Annotated in this window: 20 protein-coding genes; 10 read left to right on the forward strand and 10 right to left on the reverse strand. The window is 52.4% G+C overall.

All coding sequences use genetic code 11. From position 1 onward, the window contains the following. Position 1: 1 nt before the first annotated feature. Both TW77_RS11275 and TW77_RS11280 read left to right on the forward strand, forming a co-directional pair. A complete protein-coding gene (locus TW77_RS11275) occupies positions 2-931 on the forward strand; it encodes a GGDEF domain-containing protein (RefSeq protein WP_046005080.1) in 930 nt (309 codons plus the stop codon). Positions 932-1,309: 378 nt separating this feature from the next. Further along, positions 1,310-2,008, forward strand: coding sequence for a helix-turn-helix transcriptional regulator (locus TW77_RS11280; RefSeq protein WP_046005081.1), 699 nt, complete (start codon positions 1,310-1,312; stop codon positions 2,006-2,008). On the opposite strand, the gene TW77_RS11285 is transcribed toward TW77_RS11280, so the two are convergent. Genes TW77_RS11285 through TW77_RS25165 form a run of 5 tightly spaced genes read right to left on the reverse strand, consistent with a single transcriptional unit; the run spans position 2,005 to position 5,354 of the window. After that, the gene (locus TW77_RS11285; protein ID WP_046005082.1) at positions 2,005-2,790 is read right to left on the reverse strand and encodes a CsgG/HfaB family protein; all 786 of its coding nucleotides are present in this window, start codon (positions 2,788-2,790) and stop codon (positions 2,005-2,007) included. The two genes, TW77_RS11280 and TW77_RS11285, sit on opposite strands and share 4 nt — an antisense overlap. Next, entirely contained in the window at positions 2,790-3,206 is a 417-nt protein-coding gene (locus tag TW77_RS11290) for a curli assembly protein CsgF (protein WP_046005083.1), read from the reverse strand. The genes TW77_RS11285 and TW77_RS11290 overlap by 1 nt, the downstream gene beginning before the upstream one ends. Before the next feature lie 2 nt (positions 3,207-3,208). Then, on the reverse strand, positions 3,209-3,601 hold the full coding sequence (locus TW77_RS11295; protein ID WP_156158652.1) for a CsgE family curli-type amyloid fiber assembly protein: 393 nt from the start codon (positions 3,599-3,601) through the stop codon (positions 3,209-3,211). A 47-nt stretch (positions 3,602-3,648) separates the two neighbouring features. Then, a complete protein-coding gene (locus TW77_RS11300; RefSeq protein ID WP_046005084.1) occupies positions 3,649-5,169 on the reverse strand; it encodes a curlin in 1,521 nt (506 codons plus the stop codon). 41 nt (positions 5,170-5,210) lie between these two features. Beyond that, the gene (locus TW77_RS25165; RefSeq protein ID WP_156158653.1) at positions 5,211-5,354 is read right to left on the reverse strand and encodes a hypothetical protein; all 144 of its coding nucleotides are present in this window, start codon (positions 5,352-5,354) and stop codon (positions 5,211-5,213) included. Between the two features lie 531 nt (positions 5,355-5,885). Here TW77_RS25165 and TW77_RS11305 point away from each other — a divergent pair. Beyond that, positions 5,886-8,387: a S8 family serine peptidase gene (locus tag TW77_RS11305; protein WP_046005085.1), complete on the forward strand. Its 2,502-nt coding sequence runs from the start codon at positions 5,886-5,888 to the stop codon at positions 8,385-8,387. 73 nt (positions 8,388-8,460) lie between these two features. On the opposite strand, the gene TW77_RS11310 is transcribed toward TW77_RS11305, so the two are convergent. The 5 genes from TW77_RS11310 to TW77_RS11330 form a co-directional block, all read right to left on the reverse strand. Further along, complete coding sequence (locus tag TW77_RS11310; protein WP_046005086.1) at positions 8,461-8,748, reverse strand: hypothetical protein; 288 nt, start codon at positions 8,746-8,748, stop codon at positions 8,461-8,463. An 82-nt stretch (positions 8,749-8,830) separates the two neighbouring features. After that, positions 8,831-9,226: an SMU1112c/YaeR family gloxylase I-like metalloprotein gene (gloA2, locus tag TW77_RS11315; protein ID WP_046005087.1), complete on the reverse strand. Its 396-nt coding sequence runs from the start codon at positions 9,224-9,226 to the stop codon at positions 8,831-8,833. Between the two features lie 84 nt (positions 9,227-9,310). Further along, positions 9,311-11,821 carry an ABC transporter permease gene (locus TW77_RS11320; protein WP_046005088.1) on the reverse strand — a complete coding sequence of 837 codons (2,511 nt, stop codon included), beginning with the start codon at positions 11,819-11,821 and terminating at the stop codon, positions 9,311-9,313. A gap of 26 nt (positions 11,822-11,847) precedes the next feature. Then, positions 11,848-12,576 (reverse strand): ABC transporter ATP-binding protein, encoded by a 729-nt coding sequence (locus tag TW77_RS11325; RefSeq protein WP_046005089.1) that lies wholly within the window; start codon positions 12,574-12,576, stop codon positions 11,848-11,850. A 19-nt stretch (positions 12,577-12,595) separates the two neighbouring features. After that, entirely contained in the window at positions 12,596-13,873 is a 1,278-nt protein-coding gene (locus TW77_RS11330) for an efflux RND transporter periplasmic adaptor subunit (RefSeq protein ID WP_046005090.1), read from the reverse strand. Positions 13,874-14,048: 175 nt separating this feature from the next. Here TW77_RS11330 and TW77_RS11335 point away from each other — a divergent pair, with 175 nt between their 5' ends. The 7 genes from TW77_RS11335 to TW77_RS11365 all read left to right on the forward strand — a co-directional run bounded on the left by TW77_RS11335 (position 14,049) and on the right by TW77_RS11365 (position 22,332). Continuing rightward, positions 14,049-14,738 (forward strand): response regulator transcription factor, encoded by a 690-nt coding sequence (locus TW77_RS11335; RefSeq protein ID WP_046005091.1) that lies wholly within the window; start codon positions 14,049-14,051, stop codon positions 14,736-14,738. Positions 14,739-14,748: 10 nt separating this feature from the next. Then, positions 14,749-16,596: a sensor histidine kinase gene (locus TW77_RS24255; RefSeq protein ID WP_052713152.1), complete on the forward strand. Its 1,848-nt coding sequence runs from the start codon at positions 14,749-14,751 to the stop codon at positions 16,594-16,596. A 178-nt stretch (positions 16,597-16,774) separates the two neighbouring features. Further along, entirely contained in the window at positions 16,775-17,632 is an 858-nt protein-coding gene (locus TW77_RS11345; RefSeq protein WP_046005092.1) for a MipA/OmpV family protein, read from the forward strand. 10 nt (positions 17,633-17,642) lie between these two features. After that, positions 17,643-18,029, forward strand: a complete 387-nt coding sequence (locus tag TW77_RS11350; RefSeq protein WP_046005093.1) for a DUF3019 domain-containing protein — start codon at positions 17,643-17,645, stop codon at positions 18,027-18,029. After that, entirely contained in the window at positions 18,029-18,748 is a 720-nt protein-coding gene (locus tag TW77_RS11355; RefSeq protein ID WP_046005094.1) for a winged helix-turn-helix domain-containing protein, read from the forward strand. Before TW77_RS11350 ends, TW77_RS11355 begins: the two co-directional genes overlap by 1 nt. Beyond that, positions 18,748-20,022, forward strand: coding sequence for an ATP-binding protein (locus TW77_RS11360; RefSeq protein WP_046005095.1), 1,275 nt, complete (start codon positions 18,748-18,750; stop codon positions 20,020-20,022). The genes TW77_RS11355 and TW77_RS11360 overlap by 1 nt, the downstream gene beginning before the upstream one ends. A gap of 117 nt (positions 20,023-20,139) precedes the next feature. After that, entirely contained in the window at positions 20,140-22,332 is a 2,193-nt protein-coding gene (locus TW77_RS11365) for a TonB-dependent receptor (RefSeq protein ID WP_052713153.1), read from the forward strand. Positions 22,333-22,342 lie beyond the last annotated feature (10 nt).

Consider the following 22,342-nt stretch of genomic DNA (forward strand, 5'->3'; position numbering starts at 1 on the left):
TATGAATGCCAGGCTAATCTATTTACTCGAAGACAATCAGGACGACGTTTACCTGGTGAAAGAGCTGCTGAGTCAGCAAGGCGGCAGACACCACTATGCCGTGAACGCGTTTGAAACCATAGAGTCGCTGCGTGATGCCGTCGCTCAGCTCAATCCCGAGGCCATTTTAATGGACCTTAACCTGCCACAAAGCCGGGGACTCGAAACCTTACTGCGGGTCAAAGACTTTGCCGCACATATCCCCATCATAGTGCTGACGGGGATGTCTGACGAAATGTTTGGCGAGAAAGCCATTCAACTGGGCGCACAGGATTATATCCCCAAACACGAACTCAGCGCCCATTTGCTCAGACGCACCATAGTATTTTCTAAGGAGCGCTTTGATATGCAGCGCAACCTCGAAAACCTGGTCAGCCTGGACCGGCTCACTATGCTCAGTAACCGCGGCGCATTGGATAAGCACTTACACACCCAAGTGCAGGATGCCCGGCGTTATGGCAAGCAGTTTGCCATGCTGTTTATCGACCTTGATAATTTTAAAACCATTAACGATGAGCTGGGCCATCAGGCGGGCGACCAGCTACTCAAGCTGCTTGCCTCCAAACTCAAAATGTACAAGCGCAGCTCGGACTTTGTGGCGCGCTATGGCGGCGACGAGTTCGTGGTGATTGCCCCGAATATAGATAATCCCGCTCAGCTGGAGCTCTTTACCCGCTACAAGCACACCCTGCTGGCAGACAGCTACTGCTTACAGGATCAACAGGGCAATATGCGCGAAATAACACTGGAACTCAGCATCGGCGCTGTGCTGTTTCCGGATCATGGCGATGGGCCAACTGAGCTTTTAAATTGTGCGGATAAAACTATGTATGAGGCCAAAGCTCAGTCACAGCCCTTTTTACTGGCAGAAGTCCCCCGTCACTCAGCTTAATCTTACGGCCTGATAACCTTCCCTGTCAGGCCTGCCGTTAACCTCGCTGATTCTGTATTTAAGGCTCTGCGAGTATCCTTCATCTTGCCTCCACTCCCCACTGTACCTTACTGACAGCCCTGCTTTCACTTTGAATGAAACATAAATGTAAAAATTAACAGGCTCAGCAGAGCAGCGACTTACTTTCTTCTCTTGGCAGGGCCAAACACAGTCCAGCCGGGCATTACTGAACACTTTCGTCGCATCGCTGGTAAAAATGGAATGTTCCAATAAGACATACTGATCCGGTCAGTTCCAAAAATTGGAAATAAGTACTAAACATCTTGTAAAAAATATGTATATTTAGGTTAACGGAACAACAAAAGGACAGTCGATAAAATGATGTATTCAGACAACCAAACGCGTAGTGCTCTGTTTGTCCTGACAGACCAAAAGACCAATACGCTGAGTCAGGATTTCCTCATGTTTGTCAAAATGCTTGAGGCTTGCGGTAACAATATCAAGGTCGATACCCGCCTGCCCGCCACTGAGCACAGGGCGCAGTACCAGCTGTTTCTGGTTGATGTGAGTCATCGTGAATGCCGAGACTTACTCAGCGCACAGCTCAGGGCGTTGGCACAACATCACAGTGTCTTGTTATTTAATGCTTGCCCGGATACCCTGGACGAACAAACCGCCCTGCTCGCCAATGTCAAAGGCGTGCTCTATCAGGGCGCTTCGCCAGAAAGCCAGTTTAAAGGCATTCAGCGTGTACTCGGCGGTGAACTCTGGTTTGGCAGAGGCGCCATTTCACTGGCATTCAGTGCCCTGATGCAGCGTCTGCCGCAGACTCTGCCGGGCCTGTCGGACGAACAGCGTGATATTACACTGGCCTCACTGACTAAACGCGAAAAGTCCGTGATCCGGTTGCTGGCTGATGGTGCGAAAAACGACGATATTGCTGACTCTCTCAATATCAGCAGCCATACCGTCAAAACCCACATCTACAGCGCTTTTAAAAAGACCAACTCGCGCAACCGGATTGAGCTGGCCAACTGGGCCCAGCAGCATATCCCGTTTGGCGGGCTGGCCAATTAACCAGCCTGCTGTGGGGCGGATTTTGCCGCCCACACCCCTTTTTCCAGGCCCTGATGAACCAGTAACGTCAGGGCCTTTTCAATCGCCTGGGTTACACAAATATGCATAGGTTCATTTTCACTGTATCCGGCCTCCGCTTCGGCCAGACGTTTATAGCTGACATAGCGGAAAAAACCTGCCCGCATTTCTTTAGACAGCACTTTTTTACTGGTGGCGACCGATAACAACACCTGTCCGGTGCGCACATCAACTGCCCGCAGATAGATACTGATGGTGTCTTCACGATACAGCTCAGACGCACCAATGCCAAAGTACTCCATCCCCATACCGCCCGTTTTAATGTTGGCATCATAGCTGATGATGCCACCTTCGAAGATCAGCTTAGCGTGTGTCAGCGGCGGCAGGCTGCTTGATGCCTCCTTGTCCTGCATTGCCGCGCGGGTGATCTTACGTTCGGTCAACAGGTTTTGCAGCCCCTCACGCTCAATGGGAATAAACCAGTCGGTTTCATGCAGCGCCTGCATCAGAATGGAATTAGCGCCCTGGGTCACCGCCGTTGAAAACGAGCTAACATTTTCCTGAGGTTTATATTGTCCGGTTTGGTCGCGAAACGAATAGACAGAAACCGGAATTGGACCACGTGGCGCGGGCAGTGCTTTTAACTCACTAAACACCTCAGTGGCGGCCAGCGGCTCGGCTTTCGCCATAGGCGGAGGTAAAACAGGGATACTGCTACAGGCACTCAGCAGTAACATCATCAGGGTAATACTCAAATACTTCATTAACCAAACCTCGGTACTTCCAGCGTCGTAATATCGCCCGTCAGTGTGTTGGTGATCTGCACCGTAATAGAATCGGGTGTGCTGGTGATCACCTGAATTTCGTAATCGCCGCTCATAAAGGTCGAGTCTTTATCAAAAATGCTGTCCTCGACTTCATCGCCAAACGCTGTGGACGTAATTTCCCGCACCATGCGATTCAGATAAGTTCGCTCCAGGGATTCCTGAAAGCGATCGCCGTAGGATTTTTCAATCACCGGCGCACGATGTTTATTTTGTGCCTGGGCCTTATTTAATAGCATATTGGCATTGAGGGGGTTGCCGCCAAACGACGGATTAATGGGTTTGTAGACTAATTCCGTGGCATGCAGCGACAGACTGCATAGCACGCCAAAGCAGCATATTATTGTTGTTTTCATTGTTACCACCCGCTTGTTGCTAAATCTGGAGAGTGTTGCTGATGCTGTGCGCTGGCCATGGCATCCATAATGGCAAATAATGCCGCCTCAACGCGTGCCTTAAGGGGTCCACCGCGACGCCCCATGGCAGTGGCATACACCAGCTGGTTGTTCATAAATACCTGTAACCGGGTACCCGCACGTGGCAGGACGGTTTCTTTAATGGTGATATTCACTCCTGAGGTCGCCGGTACATCGCGCCACAGCTGTGAAAAGTCAAAATAAAACTGGTAGCCGAAGCGGCTAATGCTCTGGTCGATAACCAGCCCACCCAGCTCAACTTCTTCATCGGCTCCGTGGCTGTGCGGTATCAAGCTAAAACACAGCATAATCAGAACAAAAATCGATATCTTCATAAGGGCTTACTTGGCCACAAAACCTGACGGTTTTGTGGCCATGATCATTACTGCTGAGTTACAGTCGCGACGTTGTAGTCACCAACCTGAGTAATGTTGATGGTCTGGCCGCTACCATTTACGCCCCCTTCAACCAGGTTACCGAAGCCGTCCTGATTGATTTGGATGTTGTTATCGCTGCCACTGACAACAAATGCCCCCGAGTCAACACCAACTACAAAGTTTGCGCCGCCGGTTTGCTCAATGGCGATATCGTTACTATTGCCTTCCAGCATCAGGTCGATGGCATTGAGTTCACCATTTTGCACCAAATCCAGCTGATTCAGTCCGCTGTCAACCACAGACGCCAGCGTGACCGACACCCCGTTGCTGTCACCGGTTTGCGCCACATTCAGCATATTATTGTTGCTGGTCAGCGTGTTATCAGGGTGCGATGACTGCAACACCACCTCGTTGTTGTCGCCATTTTGGATCACACCCACTTCACTGCCATTGCTGTTAAATTTCGCAATGTGCAGCTGGTTGTTGTCACCCAATTGCAAGGTGCTGTATTCATTATCGTTGCCTGCAGCACCCAGGTAAGCCTGGTTGTCATTACCGCGCTGCTGTGCATCGAAGTCGTTGTCATTACCAACCACGTCGAACGTTGTCTGGTTGTTGTCACCCAGCTGTGCCAGCGTGACATAGTTACTGTCGCCGCTGAACAGTGTGGAAGTCATGCGGTTATCATTGCCTTCCTGTTCCAGGTCCACCCGGTTGCTCTCGCCCTGCAACTGAGCCAGCTCAATCTGGTTACCGTTACCCGCGCTTTGCTCTACCTGCAGCTCATTATCGTTACCAGCGAGTACATCAATGGTGAATTTGTTGTAGTTGCCTTCCTGAGACAGGCTCAGGTCATTATCATTGCCCTGCAAAAGCGCCAGGTTTAGCTCATTGTAAGTGCCGTTTTGATCGACCTCGATACTGTTCTGGTCGCCCTGCACACGGTCAATATTCACTTCACCCCAGGTCCCTTGCTGAGTTGCCGTTACCTGGTTATTGTTACCCTGCATGTCGGTGTTGTAGAACCAGTGACCACCGCTGCTTTGCTCAACATGGATACGGTTGCCATCACCATTAATGGTGTTTGTCACTTCGTTATTGATGCCAATGTAACCCGCACCGCGCTGAGTGATGTTTAGGCTGTTGTCGTTACCATTTAGCTCAGTCAGTGCTCCATTAGCCTCACCATCCTGGCTGTATTCCTGCGTATTACCATCGCCCGCAGCCGTCACTTTGGTCAGGTTGCCCGTGCCCGCCTGAAATACGGTGGTCGTATTGCTATCGCCTTCAATCGACAGTTCGCTAACGTTGGATTCACCTTGTTGCGAGCTGGTGAGCACATTGCCTGCGCCATTGTTAGAGCGCTGTGTTACCGTCAGCGTATTGCCTGTGTTGTCTATCTGGATCAGCTGTGCCAGTTCAGACGTGGAAGCCGCTTTTGCTTCTGTGTCGGCAGCCTGTGCCACGCTGACACCAGATAATGCCAGTGCAATTGCACAGCAGGTCAGTGATTTCGAAAATTTCACCTGGTTCTCCTTAGAGTTATTTATCATTTTTACCATGTCCTTCAACTTGTACGCCTGTCTGCCTGATGGTTAAAACACACCGTCTTTATGGAGGTTGCCAGCTCCTGACCTGTGCGCTCGGGCAGACACAGTACAAATAAACCCGGGTTATCTTCACCGCTTCCCTCCAGATTGCCGTTATCCATTATTAGATACCCGTATCTAAAGAGCCGCATTCATACTCGCTTAGCCGTTACAGCCTGAGTCCATTGCCCAGCTCCTGGCTGCGCAGTGTTTGCACGTTTCATTGTATGGACTCACACCACCACTGTAGAGCGCCATGTCAGTCAGGGAAATGAGAAATAATTTGGAATCTATAAAACAAATAAAATTCAAGTGGTTAAAGTGAAAACGGTTAATTTACCGATATTGGTACAGCGCAAACTCACAAAATAGTATGAGTCACAGAACGGCCAACATCGGGCCATCAAACTCACAAAAAAGAATGGAAATCACTTTCAAAATCCGAGTCAAACACCAAAAAAGTCGGGTTTTTACCCACAAAACGCGCTTTAAAATTGCGCCCTCAATTCAGGCTGTTTTAGCGTGAGCTCAGTTGCCAAACCGAGTTATCGACTGCCAGCCTCAGGCCTGGTGGTTTACACATCATGCCCACTAAGTCGAGCACATACCATGACGTCATGGTCAACAACTCAACTTACAATCTAGGACAAATGATGAAACTAAAATTTTCTGCCTTAACATTGGCATTACTGCCAGTTTTCAGCGGCGCAGCACAAGCTGCAGTACAAATCACAGCGACAGAAAAAACCAATGACAACAGCGTCATGGTAGTCTTCAAAAAGGATGCGTCCAGTGCCCTGCGCGCCCAGGCTCGTAACCTGGTTAAAGCACGTATTTCCGATAACAACGCTGATGAAGTCGATGATCGTTATAAGCACGTGCTGGCGGGCCGCCTTGCCAACTTCAAACTGGACGGGCTCAGCAGCAAAGAGGCCATTGCAAAACTGGCAAAACACCCGGCGGTAGAGTACGTTGAGCCGGATTATCAGGTTAAGGCGCTGGGTATTCCGGATGATGCGCGCTTCGGTGAGCTGTGGGGCCTGCACAACACAGGGCAAACCGGTGGTGTTGAAGATGCCGATATTGATGCGCCAGAAGCCTGGGATATCAGCATAGGTTCACGCGACGTAATTGTCGGTGTTATCGATACCGGGGTTGACTACTTACACCCGGATCTGGCGGCCAACATGTGGCAAAACCCAGGTGAGATCGCAGGAGACGGCATAGATAACGATAACAACGGCTACGTCGATGACGTATACGGTGTCAATGCCATCACAGGTTCCGGTGACCCAATGGATGACCAGGGCCATGGTACTCACGTATCTGGTACTATCGGCGCCACAGGTAACGACGCTACGGGTGTGGTGGGCGTAAACCACGAAGTCTCTATCGTCGGTTGTAAATTCCTGGATTCCTCAGGCAGCGGCTCCACTTCCGATGCGATTGAGTGTATCGATTACATGGTCTCACTCAAGCAGGCGGGCCATAACGTGCGCGTTCTAAACAACAGCTGGGGCGGCGGCGGCTTCAGCCAAACGCTGGCAGATGCCATCACGGCCAGTGAAAATGCGGATATCCTGTTTGTGGCGGCAGCCGGTAACGGCGCAGTCGATAACGACAGCAACCCACACTACCCGTCTAGCTATGAGCATGACAGCGTATTCTCAATTGCCTCAACCACAGACAATGACACTATGTCCTCTTTCTCGCAATGGGGTCTGACTTCAGTTGATATGGGTGCGCCAGGTAGCGCCATTCTGTCAACAGTACCAGGCGGCGGTTACAGCAGCTTCTCAGGTACATCCATGGCGACACCACATGTTGCCGGTGTCGCAGCACTGGTACTGTCTATCGACCCGACGCTCGATACGCTTTCACTGAAAAACCTGCTGATGCAAAGCGGTGACGCCAACGCGGCACTGGAAGGTAAAACCGTGGCAGGCACGCGTCTGAATGCACATCAGGCACTGCTTGATGCCGATCCGACACCGGGCTTCAGAATGGGCGTTACGCCAGGCACACAGGAAATCACAGCGGGTGAAACGGCCAGCTATGAATTCAACTTCACCTCTGTGGCTGACTGGCAAGGCGACATCGCGCTGACACTGGACAGCGCATTGCCAGGCGCAGTACTGTCACAAAACACCGCAACACCAGGTAGCACAGTCACCCTGACCGTCCCGACCACGGCAGATACTCAGTGGGGTAACTACAGCTTCACAGTCAACGGCACATCTGGCGACCTGGCTGAAAGCAAAGCCGTAAGCCTGTCTGTACTGCCACAGGGTCTGAGCGACTTCAGCTATGACAACACAACGGCTGTGGATATTCCTGATAACGATGCCAATGGTATCAGCTCAGTGATCACCGTTGCTGATGACATCACCATTTTCGACAGCAACACGCTGGTGGACATCACCCACACGTATATTGGCGATCTGCTGGTCACGCTGACCTCTCCGGCGGGCACCTCAGTCACCCTGCACAACCGCAGCGGCGGCAGCACAGACAACCTGGTTGACACCTTCAATTCAGCGGCCTTCAATGGTGAAGCTGCACGTGGTGACTGGACTCTGAGCGTGTCAGACAACGCGGGGGTGGATACCGGGACTCTGAATAACTGGACATTAACACTAACAGGTCTGGGTGAAGTGTCTGCACAGCCTCCGGTTGCCGGTTTCAGCTTTGAAAAGAGTGGCCTGAGCGTGACCTTTACTGACAGCAGCACCGATGCCAACAACGACATCGTCAGCTGGCAGTGGGACTTCGGTGATGGCAACAGCAGCAGCGACGCAAACCCGACCCATGTCTACACCACGTCGGGCACTTACTCTGCGACACTGACTGTCACTGACAGCGAAGGTAACAGCAACAGCACCACACAGGAAGTGACCGTCAGCTCTGATGACATTGCACTGGAAGTGGTACGTACTAACAAGTCACGTCTGGGCTTCTACCGGGTATCCCTGTCATGGTCTGGTAGCAGCGCTGAGCAAGTCGACATCTATCGCGATGGTGCCCTGCTGCGTACAGTCAATAACTCAGGTCAGTTCCGTGATTTCGGTCGCGACCCTGCGGTAACGGGCTTCACCTATAAGATCTGTCAGGCAAGTGATATCTGCTCAAATGAAGTGAGTGTGAGTTTCCAGTAACCTGGTTTGATTAAACAAATCAAGCTTTAGTCACAAAAAGGGCCGCATGTTACTGCGGCCCTTTTTATGCATATTACTGTCGGCAAGTTTGCTTGATGATTTTATTTTGTCTGCCCATCTCGGCCTCGTTATTCTTGCTCTTGGCCACAGCCAAGTCCACCTGTGCATCATTGCATTTGTCTCTGAGCTCCTTGTCCATCAGGTAAACCTGATCCCGTTGTGCCTGAGCCAGACCTTCAACGCCACTGTATTCCTGACGCTCCTCCGGTGCCTTGTCTTGCTCATAAGGCGCGGGTTGAGATACTTTGCACCCAGCCAGCACCAATAAACTCAACCCAATGATTAACCCATTCTTTTTCATATTATTACTTCCTGATATGACGAGGCCCCGATGGTATCATAAGGAATGGAAAAAGGAACAAATCAGCACTCCCATCACTTCCCTAAACTTCATAGAGCTCCAGCGGCAAATCATCCGGATCGGCAAAAAAGCAAAAACGCTTTTGGGTGTAAGGGTCGATGCGAATGGGCTCACAACTCACCCCTTTGGCTATCAGTGCGTTACGTGCCGCGTCGATATCAGTGACAGACAGTGCAAGGTGGCGCAGGCCCTGAGCTTCCGGGTAACTGGGACGCGCAGGGGCTGCTGCAAAGTGAAACAGTTCAATCTGGGTGCCATCAGGCAGCATTAGATCCAGCTTATAGCTCTGGCGTCCGCTTTGATAATTTTCGGCAATGACAGTGCACCCGATCACGTCAATATAAAAGGCTTTGGCGCGTGCATAATCAGAACAAATAATCGCAACATGGTGAACACGGGTAATATAGTTGGCAAGCATAGGGCGTTTCTGTGGCAACAAAAGCCGTACTGTGCCGCATCCGGCTGCACATGTCCACCCGTCGCGTCGTGACGAACACCCTGACTAATCCTGTCTGAGCGCCTCAGCAGGCGCGTGTTTCAGCTGACGTGAAACGGGCAGTAACGTAGCCAGCAACACCAGCATCACAATCAGCCCAGGTATCCCCAGCAGCGCCAAGATATAGCTGTGAGAGTCCACCACCATGGCATTCGCCAGCTGAGCACTTAGCCACAACGCTACAAGCACGCCTGCGACTAACCCGACTGCCAACTGCACAAGCGCCTGTTTGATAAACAAACCAACGACGTGTTTGTCCGGTACGCCAAGGGCCCGCCGGGTGGCAATTTCCTGGCTACGCATTGCAATACTGTTTGCAGACATGGCATAGATCCCACTGGCCGCTAAAAACAAGGCAACCAGTCCACCTGCAACAAACACCTGATTGAGTGACTCTATCAATAACAATGGCTGTTTGATTAAACTCTGATAACTCTGGATTTGGTGCACCGTCGCATCAGCATCCAAGTCAATGATAGCCTGTTGCAACGCCGCCATCGCCTGTGCTTCGTCACCACTGTAGTGCACCACGATATTCATCCACCATGAACGCAGATCCATCAAACCATATCCCGTATACGGGGTGCTGGTCGAATCCAGGGTCGGCCCGTGAATACTATCAGACACCACGCCCACTATGGTGCGCCACTCACTGTGCCATCCTTCTCCATCGAGGGTACGAATACGCTGTCCCACAGCTCCCCCTTGTGGAAACAACTCACGTGCCATGGCCGCATTGATGATGACCGGCGAACCGCTGCCACGCAGTTCACGACTGTCGATGGCTAAATCAGTCAGGTTAAAATCCCGCCCTGCAAGCAGCTGCATACCCACAGTGTGCCACGCCCCGCGACTGACGACTTCAAAATTCCACATCGGGTTGTCACTAAACACTGCTGCCGCCTGACCCTGGATCTCAAAATGTGAAGTTCCCCCACCTGTGCCGGGTAGGCTACTGAAATAAGCAACACTACGCACGTTGGGCAGCTGCTCCAGCTTGTCTTTTAATCCGTAGTAAAAATCGTTACGCTTTTTTCGCGCCTGAGGCTCGCCGCCATTCCAGCGGTAACTCCCCCAAGCCAGACGCACGGATGCGGTCAAACGTTGCTCGGTTTGCACACCATAATCGGCCTGTTGCGCAGCCACACTGCTGCCCAGGAGCATCACTGCAATGACCAGTACCACGCAGGACAGAGCGATTTCAGACATCACCAATGCCTGATTCACTCGCCCAGCACGCTGGCTTAGGGCACCACGTGTACCATCACGGAGAATGCCATTAATATCCCCCTGTAAAGCGCGCCACGCCGGTATAAAACCTGTGATGAGTATCATCAGTAAAACCGCGCCCAGCAACATCCAGACTGAGTCCAGCGACAAACTGAATGTCCACCAAAATGGGCGGGCCCCGCTCATTGCAAAGATCTCATTTAGCGCCTGATTGGTCAGCATCATCCCCCAGTGCGCCAAGCCCGGAGCCAGTATGCCACCGACACAACAAATCAAGGTGCTTTCCCACAACATCTGCAAAATTAACCGCCGCTGTGGCACACCCAGCGCAACCCGGATAGCCACATCGCGGATCTGCTCATTAACCCGGGCCAGCAACAGGTTACCCACATTAATACAAGTCAGTAGCAAAATAAGTAACACCACCAGCATCATAGCTACTAACACTGAGTAATGCTGGTACAACACGTCAACGCTGAGTTTAAACGGCACCGCCTGCAAGTAGCCACCCGCGACATCAGCACGCCAGGCAAATTCCTGCGGCAAGGCCTGAAGCTGGCGCTGCAACAAAGTCGCCAGTTCATGTTGAAACTGTGCCAGAGTAACTCCCGGCCTGAGCCGGGCAACCGCCTGCAATCCTCCGCTGTTCGACGGACTGGCAGGCTCCAGCCGGGTCTGAGTCATAATTTGCCAAACCTGAGCCTGGGTTGGAAAAGCAAACCCGGGCGGCATGACCCCTATCACTTGCACAGGAATGGCCTCAACCTGAACCACCTGACCGATGATATCCTCGTTACCCGCAAAGATCCGCTGCCAGATATCGTAGCTCAATACCACGACTGACTGAGACTCATTTTGCTGATCAGACGGGCTAAAGCTGCGACCAAGCAGCGGCTGCACACCCGCGACTTCAAAGATATCCCATTGCACATAGGTCAGATGCACTTTATGTGAACTGGCTTCATTACCCTGCTGGCCCACCGTACGCACTGCCGACTGATACAAACTCATACTCTGCAATAACGTACTGTGCGACTGAATTCGATTCAGATGATAAGGGTCAACACGCTGACGGACACCATGGGCGGCTTTAAACTCACCGGCAATCGCAATGAGGGGCGTATCCTGGCCCAGAGTCAAAGGCTTAAACACCAGCTGCTGCATCAGGGTAAAGGTGTACAAAGTCAGTGCCAGTCCCACCGTTACAATGGCGGTGGTGGTCAGAGTAAACAGGGGCTTTTTTAGCAGCAACCGGGCTGCGTATCGAATATCTATCCAGGCAGACATAAGGCATTCCTCTTAACAGATAGCAGTCATACGGCGACAGCAGTACGTAATGACGTCGGGCTGTCTGACACAATCACACCGTCTTTCATGGCAATGATGCGCTCAGTACGCTGTGCCGATGACATATCATGGGTCACCATACAAATGGTCGCACCTTGTTGATGGAGCGTATCGATCAGCGACATCACTATCCGGGCATTGTTGGAATCCAGATTCCCCGTGGGCTCATCGGCCAGAATAATCGCCGGCTGACCGGCAATAGCGCGGGCAATGGCCACTCGCTGCTGTTGCCCGCCGGAAAGCTGAGCCGGAAAGTGACTGGCTCTGTGGGTCATCTCAACCTGCTCCAGCGCAGCCAATACCCGCTCGCGTTGTTGTGTCCGACTCAGATCCGCACGATAGCTCAGCGGCAATGCCACGTTGTCGGCCACACTCAACGCACTTATCAGGTTAAAAGACTGAAAAATAAAGCCGATTTCTTTATTGCGGATCCGGGAGCGCTCATTTTTATCAATCTGGCTGGTATCGTGTCCCGCCAGCCGGTAAGTGCCCCCGCTCGGGGTATCCAACAGGCCCAGCTGGGCCAGTAAAGTCGATTTCCCGCAACCAGACGGGCCGGTAATGGCCAGGTATTCACCTTTTGCGATCTGTACATTGATGTTGTTCAGTGCCCAGGTTTCGACATCATCACTGACAAACACTTTGTTTAACTGCGCCAGTTCAACCAGGCGGCTGTTTTGCTGTTGTGCCGACATGATCTGTACTCCTTTATAGTTACTGTAATGAAGAAAAAGACTGCCTAAAACGTACTTCGCCGTGTTGCCAGTGTGAGGTATCGGAGAGGATCACCCGCTCGCCTTCCGCGGCACCGTGCTCAATCTCAATGTACTGGCTGGACATATGACCAAATGTCAGCGGACGACGATGTGCCTGCTCGCCAGAACGAGCCAACAGGTAAAGGCTCGCCTGACTGAACCCGCTGGCCTTCACCGGGCGCTTTACAAACAAGGCATCCTCAATCGTTGCGATTTCAATCACGCCATCGACACTCAGCGCCGGGCGCACCTCTTTCGGCAGCTCCCCACTGAGCGCCACTTCCACCAACACGGCACTGTCGCTGACCACAGGATCAATGCGCTGCACCGTGCCGCTGATCTGACTGGCGCGGGTATCCAGCGTCACCACCTGGCCGAGTTGCACGTCTTTGACCTGACTTTCAGGAATGCGTAACTCGGCAAAGAACTGATCATTTCTGGCCAGCATAGCCAGGTTGCTGCCAGCAGAAACCTGCTGCCCCGACTCCAAAGGCATGGCCTGTACTATGCTGTCCATTGTCGCAACCACGCTCAGGCCGTTAACCTGCTGTTCTAATCGCGCCACACGCTTGCGTAAGCTGTTCATCCTCGCGTTCCCTGCACGCAGTTGTGCAGCCAGGTTTTCGCGGCGTTTTTGCAGCCTTTGCTGTTCAAGCGCAAAACGTTGCTGATACTGAGCGACATTGATTTTGACCTCCTCAAAATCAATCTTGGAGACCGCCACAATCCCCTGCGCCAGCAACTTCTCCTGTGCCGCCAAAGTCAGCTGAGCACGCTCCAGACTGAGCTTTTCATCTACCACGGCAATTTCCTGGTCCAGCACGGTGGACTCCAGCGCAACCTGTTCGGCATGAGTTTGTGCTGCTAATGCCTGTAGCTCCCAGCGTGCCTGTGCCAACGCTTCTTCCAGCTCCGGGTTGCTCAGTTGCAGTAACACATCGCCTTGTTTTACCTCGGCGCCGGCTTTTTTAAACACTTGCTCTACCCGGCCATCGACCTGCGTGGTGATCCAGCGGATCTGAGCCGGTACCAGTATGCCGCTGCCACGCACAGTGACTTTTAGCTCGCCCCGGCGCACCGTATCGATCAACAGGGGGGCTTTATCTACCAAATTGGACGCGCTAATATGATGGTTAAAAAACAGTGCCAGAGCGCCCACGACAACCAGTCCCAGCGCACTCATAACTTTGGCTTTGCCGCTTAACAGGGGGCGTTTATTCGTTCTCACTATGTCCATGGTGGTTCCTCTAACAGGGCTATGTGCTCTACTTTAGAGTGCGGGAGGACGTGCAAACAGGCTGGCTATGTAAAAGAAAACAGCGCAGGTTTTACAAAAGTTTACGTGCACTTTGGCGTCGGGCCCGCTAGCTTTAGGCGACACTGGCCAACGCAAAACAGGGAATAATAACAACATGAAACCGACCCTATTGATCGTAGAAGATGAGCCGGCCATCTTACGTGGCCTCACCGATCTGTTTGTTTTTCATGGCTACGATGTGCACAGTGAAATGGATGGTGCACAAGGCCTTAAACGCGCGCAACAGGGCGACTATGCCTGTATTTTATTAGACGTCATGTTGCCCTCAATGAACGGCTTTGCGGTCTGTGAAGCGCTCAGACACACTTCACCGACTCAGCCCATTATGATGCTCACCGCCAAAAGTACCGAGCAGGACATTATCAATGGCCTGAGCCTGGGTGCCGATGACTATGTGGCCAAACCCTTTTCAACTTCGGAGCTGGTGTTGCGCGTTAACGCGCTGGTACGGCGCTCGGGCTGGCACCAGCAAGAAAGTGAGCTGGTTTTAAGCAAAGACGTCTGTATAAACCCACAAACCCTGACCGGTACATCTTACCAACAGGGCGTCAAATACACGCGTCGCGAGGTCAACTTACTGAGTTACCTGCTGCGTCAGAACAAACCAGTCAGCCGTGATGAGCTATTACATCAGGTCTGGGGCTATAAAACGGTGGGAGACCTAGATACGCGCACGGTCGATATCCATATCGCCAAATTGCGCAAAAAAATAGAGCAAGACCCAAAGTCTCCGCGTCATCTGCTCACCCATCGTGGTGAAGGCTATCAACTGTATACCTGGTAACGGCGTCATAATGTGGGTTAAAGACAAACAACTTATGACCTATGCACAGCGCAAGCAGCAACTGCGCTGGCAGGCCTGTGCTTTCTTACTGTGCCTGTTACTGCCGCTCAGTGTGTTGTTCTACTTCGGCTTTGCGCAACTTAAGCAAAACCAATTGAGCGCGTATCAGGAGCAGGCCCGCAACCTGATATCACAAATCGACCGTCAGATGTTTAAACGCCGTTTACTGACCAGTTCGCTGCCTGTCGAAGCATTTGATTATTATCAGGCTGTGTACAACCCACTGACTGAAGAAACCCTGCAAATACCTTCTGTTTTGTCACATCGGGACCCTGCCAGACCCACAGCCACCCGACCTATTCAGGGGCTGGTCGGCTATTTTCAGTTTGATGCGCAAGGCCAGTTTAACAGCCCTATCTGGCCAGAGCCCCTGTCTGCTAAAGACCTCACGACATCCACAACAGAGCAACAACAAAGCTCTGTCGAGCTGCAACAGCGTTACGAACAGACAAAGTTCATTTATCAGACGCTGCTAAAGTCCCATGCGCTACAAACCAAACTGGCAACCGGGCTGAGCAAAGAAAACGGCCTCTATCAGCTGTGGTTTGATGTCCCCGGCTACTTTATTTTCTATCGCCTGCCCAAAGTCGGCGCGCAGCGTAAATTACAAGGGTATCTGGTCAGGCGAGCCCCCTATTTACTTAGCCTGGTTAGCGAGTACCTGGGCCAAAGCCAGTTTGATCAGCCAATTGTGCTGACGCTGAAGGCAGACAGTTCAGCCAGCTCCAACAAAGTGCATAACACAATGACGGCGCAACCAGAGCAAGTGCATTTTTTACTTTCCCGGTCGCAAGCATCGGCACAGCAACTGGCAGAGGCCGACATTGCCCCTGAACTAGGCGCACAGTCCTTGTATAGCGCCCCCCTGCGCTGGCCATTTAACAACTATACCCTGCACTTTACCACCCATACGCTGCCCATGAGTCAAACTATGGTGTACAGCAGTGTGTTTGCCCTGTTGCTGATAGTGACGATTCTGGGGGCCTGTTACGGATTTTACCGCCTCAGTGTCAGGCAACTTGCACTGGCAGAGCAAAGAATGAATTTTGTCTCTTCGGTCAGCCATGAGCTCAAAACACCGCTCACCGCCATTCGCATGTATGCCGAGATGCTGCGTACAGGTACTGTGGTTTGTGCCGATGCTCAGCAGGATTATTACGGCTTTATTCACAGCGAAAGTGAGCGCCTGAGCCGCCTGATTGACAACATCCTGTTGCTTACCCGGCTGAATCAGGACGATCACAATGACCTCTCTCAGGTCAAACCGGACTATGCCCCACTGTCCATGCTGGCTGATATCATTCGCTCCAAAACGTCCACCTTATTGGAAAACCAGGGCTTTACCCTGAATATGGTGATTGAACCGCCGCTATCACCAGCGCTTGAGGTGCTAGTTGACCAGGATGCCTTTGCCCAGGTGGTGATAAACATCGTTGAAAACACCATCAAGTTCTTTGCAGCCGAAGGCATTACCGACCCGGCGCGCAAACAGCTCGACATTACCTTTCGGCGCGCCGAGCAAAGCCGCGACAAACTCGAGTTGGAGATCCGTGATTACGGCCCGGGCGTGTCGCAACAGCAATGCGACAAACTGTTTGAGCTGTTTTATCGCGGTGGCAGTGAGCTAACCCGAACGACGCAGGGCACGGGGATTGGCCTGGCCTTAGTTGCTCAGCTGATGAAAGCACAGCAGGGCCAGATATCAGCGCACCAAATGTCGCCGGGGCTGGCGCTCAGGCTGACTTTACAGACTCAACATGTGACCGATACGATGCCCAAGCCGACGGGCCTAAAATAAGTACATGGTGTGAAGTGCGTAATAACCCAGAATAGCAATTTCGAGGGATAGACGCATGTCCCTAAATTATATATAACCTGCGCTACACTTTGATACATTTTGGTAGTGACTGTTACGGTTTTAGCCTCTGCTGCTCGCTAAGCTGTTCTTATCAAATGTGAGCACAGGAATAAAAACAATGAACAAGGTAATGATACGTACCCTGGCAGGCTGCTTGTCTCTGACCGGGCTGATAAGTCAAACAGTACAGGCTGCTGAATCACCACAGGACCCGCACACTGACAGCAAAGGGTTTATCGCGGTTGGTGTTGGCGCTTTTGCCGGGCAAGGCCCATTTAGCGATGCCAGTGCGGGCCTGGGATATTTTGTTAATGGCGCCTATGAGTGGGATAACGGGCTGTTTGTAGAAGTCCCAGGCGGCCCCAATAATATTCTCGGCAACACCAGCGTGGGCTACAACTTATATCGTAATGCACAGTGGGATCTAGACTTTCTGGCCTCATCCGCACGCTCCGATGCCGATACCAAGTACATTCAACAAGACGGCTCTGAGCTGCGTTTTACAAAAAACCAGACCAACTATCTGGGTCTCCGCTTTCGTGGGATCTGGTCAGGATTACGGTTTCAGTTAATTGCCGCCCCTGAGCTGAGTGACGACCGGGGCGCTTATGTGAGTGCTCAGATAAGTAAACACTGGACGATAAAAAACTGGCACTTGTTCAGTGCATATCGGGTTAATTATCTGCCGGGTGATATGCTGAACTACTATTATGGCGTCAACAACACAGAGAATAACAATAATAACCGCATCGAAGGGTTGCCTGAGTACATAGCCAGTAGCGGCTTATCCCATAGCCTGCACCTTGGCGCCACCTACCCACTCAGCGAAAACTGGCTGTTTGATGCCTCTTTACGTTACTACCACACTCCCAGTGCCATTGCCGATAGCCCCATCATACAAAGCAATCTCGAACGAGGTGACAATCGCAGCCGCAATGCGCTGGGATTGGGTCTGTCTGTCAGCTATGTGTTTTAAGGGGTCGAGAATGCGTAAATTTACCTTCACCTTAGCCCTTACTGGCATAACGCTTATCCACAACCAAGCTATTGCCAGCACGCCGGTGACCCTGACACTGAGTCCGCAACAGTGTGTCGCATTGCACCAGGGTGAGTACTGTCATAGCGAATTGACCATCCACTGGCAGGCGAGCTCACCGGGCAACTACTGTCTGACACATGCCAACCGTGAACAGCCACTAAAATGTTGGCAGTCCGCTGCGAAGGGCGTACTGACAATGGACCTTAAATTCAATCAAAATGTACTGTTTTTCCTGCAAGATAGGCAGCAAAAAACACTGGCCAGTGCCCAGCTAACCTATGCATGGGTCTATAACAAAAGTAAAAACACACGCGTAAGATGGCGAATGTTCTGATGACGACAACACCAAACACACACCTGTTGCTAATTGAAGATGATCATGAACTGGCACACTGGATCTGTGACTACCTGGCGGATAAATCCTTTACCGTCAGTCTGTGCCATCGTGGCGATGAGGCACCACAGCAGATCCTGAGCCTGAACCCGGATCTGGTGATCCTCGATGGCATGCTGCCCGGCCTGGATGGGCTGGACGTCTGTAAACAAGTCAGACCTCAATATTGCGGACCTATCCTGATGCTGACCGCACGGGATGAAGATATGGATGAAGTACTGGGACTGGAAATGGGCGCCGATGACTATCTCACCAAGCCGGTGCGAGCACGGGTATTGCTCGCCCGGATCCGTGCACTCCTGCGCCGCCATAATCCAACCAGTGTTGAACCGGATCCCCCTGGCAATACAGAGAGTATCGAGATACAAGGCCTGTTAGTGGACAAAAGCGCCCGCACCGTCACCTTACAGGGCGAGACCATTGACGTATCGTCCAAAGAGTTTGATTTACTCTGGCTGCTGGCAAAATCAGCCGGCGAGCTGGTTACCCGGGATTTCCTTACCCAGTCTCTGCGTGGTTTTGAATACGATGGATTTGATCGCTCCATCGATCTGCGCATCTCACGGTTGCGCAAAAAACTCGGTGACAACCCGGTTGCGCCCTTTCGCATCAAAACGGTTTGGGGACAGGGCTATCAGTTGGTTCGGGAAGCCTGGTGATGCGTCATTTTGCCCTTTCACTGCTGCTGGCCGTCGTGGTTATTTCCATCGCCACCAGCTGGCTGTTTGACCATCTCTACCAGACGTTCACACCTGCTCAGCAGCAACACACGCCTCAGACGCAACTGGCGCAGCTGGCCCGGGACATACATGCCCTGATTGCTGCAACAGACTCGCCGCACTCTTTGCTGATCCACTGGCCTGCTCAGTCGCTTTTGCAGCCACAGATTGTTCCGGCTGCGGCATTCCCGCTCCCCACAGCACTGCAAACTAAGTTACAGGCCAATGAACAGATCCAACTGGAAACCGAGCAACATCGATTGTTTTTGCATCGACTGCCAAATAGCCAAGATTTGTTAGTCATTCGAAGCGACCAGGCAGCACCTCACAGTGGCCTGGCCTGGTGGCTGACGGGTTTGTTTTACACGGCTGTCATGGCCTTGATATTGATCTGGCTGCTGCCTTTCTTACTGCGGCTGCTCAGACTACGTCGGGCTGCCCAGCAATTTGGTGCTGGCGACCTGTCACAACGCCTACAGGTTGGATCTGTACTATATTTGCGCGACCTGGAGCGCGATTTTAACCACATGGCGGAACGCATTGAGCACCTGGTGCAGGACGTCAAACTGCTCAGCGGTGCCATGTCACACGAGCTACGCACGCCATTGGCGCGGATCCGTCTCGGCATGGATACACTGGAAGAAACCATCGATCCCGACAAACGGCGTTCCTATGAAGCCAAGATCAACCGCGATCTGGATACCCTCTCCAGGCTCATTGATACTTTGCTGAATTACGCCCGGTTGGATCAGACCATACATAACAGTTCCAGTCAGCCGCTCGACTTGTGCCAGTTGATCAAAAAAACCAGCGCGGCGTTTGAAACGTCCTCACTGACAATCGACCTCACTCTCCCTGATACCCCCGTACAACTGAGCGGGGATGCTTTTTATCTCAGCACATTGCTCAATAACCTGCTGGGGAATGCACAAAAATATGGCCGAGGACAAGTGCGACTGGAGTTAACCTGCCAGGGCAAACACGCCATACTGGCGGTGCATGACAACGGCATGGGTATCTCCCCACAAGACGCTCAGCATATTTTTAAGCCGTTTGTCCGCGCTGCCAGCGCAATCAACGCACAACGCAGTGGTTTCGGGCTTGGTCTGGCACTGGCACAGCGGATAGCGCAATGGCACCAAGGAGAACTCAGTGTCTGTGACTCGGATGCGCTGTCAGGTGCCTGTTTTACTTTGCAGCTCCCCCTGTTATGAGGTGTCGACACCTTCGGGGGCAGGCGAATAAGTTGCGCGCAATTTACAGAAGCACTGACACGGCCTTGATATCCTGAGCTACACTAAGTAAACACAACTTTAATAATATGATTCTGAATGATAATACCCCATGCGCTGAGGACCTGCCCTGCACTTTTGCTGTGCTGTATCTGGCTGTTTACCACCAGCATACAGGCTGCTGAGGATGCGGATTTATTTGAGCTGAGTCTGGACGAGCTGCTCAACGTCACCCTCAGTGGCTCGGCCGTGCGCGATCTGAACCTGGAAACCACCCCTATCAGTGCCAATCCATTTAATCTGAGTGCGCTCAATCTGCCCTTCAGTATTGATGTCATTGAACGTAAAACCATGCGTGCACGCAGCCTGACCACAGTCACCGGCGCGGTCGAGAACCTGGTGGGTGTGATATCGGGCGAGTCACCCGCCGAGCCTTCGAGCTTTGCCATGCGTGGCTATATTCGTGATTCCGTCTCTGTGGTGCGCGACGGCATCAAGCTTGGCCCGGCTTCGATGACGATGCGCCCGCACAATACCTTTAACCTGCAACAAATCGAGGTCATCAAAGGACCTGCCACGCTGCAATTTGGCCAGGGCACCGCATCCGGAGTGATTAACATGATCACCCGCAAGCCACAGCTGGACGCCCCCGTCAGCAGTGAAGCCTTTGTATCGCAGTCACGCTTTGACACCCGCGAATGGGGCGTGGGGTTGAATATGCCGGTGTCGGCAAGCACTGCTGCCCGGGTGGATGTGAATAAAACCCAGTCCGATGGCTGGGTTGCGCAAACTCAGTCTCATTCCCTCAATGCGACGGCGTCGCTGCTGTGGCAACCCAGAGCGGACCTCAGCTGGCTGGTGAGTTTTGATTACCTGGAAGATGACCTCCCTGCTTACTGGGGCACCCCGTTAGTCCCGGTTGATGCCGCCAGGGAGCCGAACAGTGACATCGTCACCAGCACCGATGATCGGGTGCTGGATCTGCAAACCCGCTATCTCAACTACAATGTTGCCGACAGCCGATCTGACTCCGAGCATTTGTGGTCACGCCTGAGTGTCAACTGGCAGCTCACAGAGGCGCTGTCGCTCAGCAATACCTTGTTCCATTTTAAAGCCGATCGCGCCTGGCAAAACGCCGAAAGCTATGTGTTTAACCCCGCCAGCGGACTGGTTGACCGGGACCGTTTTTTTGTTTTTCACGACCACACCTTTTATGGCAATAAGCTTGAAATGGTGTATCACCACAAAATCGCAGACATACCCCACCAGCTGGCCTTTGGCGCGGAATTTAAAGCCACTGATTTTAGCCGGGAAAGGGGCTTTCCCGACGGAGACAGCGTCTCCTTATTTGCCCCCGTTGCCGGTCAGTTCGGTCCGTTAGACAAACACCTCAGTCCGACCGACATTCGCCAGTGGGGCATCTATCTGAACAATGCCTTGTTGGTCACCCCGGACTGGCGCCTGTTTGGCGGGCTGCGTCGCGACCACATCCGGCTGGACCGGGACAATTATGACGCATCAGGTACTTTTCTTGCCGATGAAAGCTTTGCGCGCACCTTTACCCCACTTGCCTATCAGCTGGGTACCAGCTATCAGTTCAGTAAGTCGCTCAGCGCATATGCCCACTGGAGCACCGGACACGACCCGGTGGGGTCAAATATTTACCTGGTCAACGCCAATGAGAACTTTGATTTCACTGATATTCGTCAGTACGAATTTGGCATCAAAACGATGCTGAGCGCATGGCAGAGCGAGCTGACCCTTGCCTGGTTTGATATCGCGCGGCGTAATATTTTGCTGCTCACCTCCCACGATACCGTGGGCAACTCAGGCACCCATGTGGCGCACGGGCTGGAGCTGGCCATCACCAGCCAGCCAATCGAGCATTTTCGTTTAGGGGGGAATATTGCCTATACCGATGCCAGCTACAGCTCCTTTGTCGATCCGGACTTTGGTGTCAACGCCAGCGGCCATACCCCACCGAATGTGCCCGAAATTGTGGCCAACGCCTGGTTTAGCTGGGATCAGATTATGGGCTTACCGCTGGAGATTGGCGGCGGTGTGCGTCATGTCAGTGACCGCTATGGTAACTTTCAAAATTCAGTGACCTTTGCGCGCTACGAAACGGTTACCCTGTTTGCCGCCTACCAGTTCGAACACGCCAGGCTCAATCTCAATGTGCGCAACCTGCTGAACGAAACCTATGCCCCCTGGGCAGACATTTTTTACCCGGCGCAGGCGGCCATTGCCGCACCAAGAACCGTTGAGCTAAGCCTGCATATTAACTATTAACAGGAACGGA

Origin of the sequence: Pseudoalteromonas rubra, from assembly GCF_000967655.1 — a bacterium.
In the GTDB taxonomy this organism is placed as follows: Bacteria; Pseudomonadota; Gammaproteobacteria; order Enterobacterales; family Alteromonadaceae; genus Pseudoalteromonas; species Pseudoalteromonas rubra_A.